The sequence below is a fragment of the Rhodococcus sp. EPR-147 genome (assembly GCF_001647185.1).
Classification (GTDB): Bacteria; Actinomycetota; Actinomycetes; order Mycobacteriales; family Mycobacteriaceae; genus Rhodococcoides.
The window spans coordinates 1-1,218 of the sequence record NZ_LVCU01000365.1 but is presented as its reverse complement, the minus strand read 5'-3'; the positions used below and the strand labels follow the sequence as shown (position 1 = coordinate 1,218).

General features: G+C 67.7%; 2 protein-coding genes and 1 pseudogene. All 3 read left to right on the top strand.

Going from position 1 to position 1,218, the window contains the following annotated elements; genetic code table 11:
* A partial coding sequence (gene tsaB, locus A2J02_RS16475; RefSeq protein WP_068051292.1) for a tRNA (adenosine(37)-N6)-threonylcarbamoyltransferase complex dimerization subunit type 1 TsaB occupies positions 1 to 482 on the top strand: 482 nt, incomplete at its 5' end.
* Entirely contained in the window at positions 479 to 970 is a 492-nt protein-coding gene (rimI, locus tag A2J02_RS16470; protein ID WP_068051289.1) for a ribosomal protein S18-alanine N-acetyltransferase, read from the top strand. The genes tsaB and rimI, both read left to right, overlap by 4 nt.
* Positions 967 to 1,218 (top strand): annotated as a pseudogene (locus A2J02_RS16465) (tRNA (adenosine(37)-N6)-threonylcarbamoyltransferase complex transferase subunit TsaD); the annotation flags it as partial. The gene rimI and the pseudogene A2J02_RS16465, both read left to right, overlap by 4 nt.

Genomic DNA, 1,218 nt, shown 5'->3' with positions numbered 1-1,218 from the left:
ATCTCGGTGCCGTCGTCGTCGGCGTCGGTCCCGGGCCCTACACCGGCTTACGGGTGGGAATGGCGACGGCAGCTGCCTTCGGTGACGCACTCGGCCTTCCGGTGTTCGGCGTCTGCAGTCTCGACGCCATTGCCTCGGATGTCTCCGAACCCGGGTCGCTGTTGGTGGTGACCGATGCGCGTCGACGCGAAATCTATTGGGCACGTTACGAAGCAGGAGTGCGAGTCGCGGGACCCGACGTCGTGGCCCCGGCCGAACTGGACCGTGTGGGAGTCGACGCGGTCGCCGGATCGGCACCGCATGCAGCGGCATTCGAGCTTCCGGTTCATGATGTGCAGGCACCGTCTCCGGCTGGACTGGTCGCGGTGGCCGCCGCCGATATCGGCAGCGGGATCGTCCCCGGCCCGCTCGTCCCGTTGTATCTGCGCCGCCCCGACGCCAAGACGCTCGACGAGCGTGCCGCAGCGAAGGCTCTGAAGTGACCGTGTCGATCGAGTCGATGACGGCGGCGGATGCTGCTCGGTGCGCGTACCTCGAGACCGTGCTGTTCCCGGGTGACGACCCGTGGGCCGAGGATGCATTCATCGCGGAATTGGCCGCGCCACACAATCATTACGTCACCGCGCGGGAAGACGGTGAGGTCGTCGGCTACGCAGGCATCTCGTTGCTGGGGCAGCCGAGCCGCGGAGCGTTCGTCGTCGGTGAGTCCGAGGTGCACACCATCGGAGTCGATCCGTCGCATCACCGCAAAGGAATCGGCGGGCGTTTGCTGGACGAACTGCTGCGCGTGGCCGACGAGCACGGTGGGCCGGTCTTTCTCGAGGTCCGCACCGACAACGAGCCCGCCATCGAGCTGTACCGACGCGAAGGGTTCGAGATCGTGGGCACCAGGGCCGGGTACTACCAGCCGAGCGGTGCCGACGCCTTCACCATGCGTCGGCCCCAGAAGACGAAAGGATCAGCCCGATGATCGTCATGGGTATCGAAAGTTCCTGCGACGAAACAGGAGTCGGGATCGTCCGCTGGGGCGGAGCGGGGACGTGCGAGCTGATGGCCGACGAGGTCGCCTCCAGCGTCGACGAACACGCGCGGTACGGCGGAGTGGTGCCCGAGGTGGCGTCGCGCGCACATCTCGAAGCGATCGTGCCGACCATGCGGCGCGCTCTGGCGGCCGCGGACATCGAGCGTCCCGACGCCGTCGCGGTGACGATCGGGCCG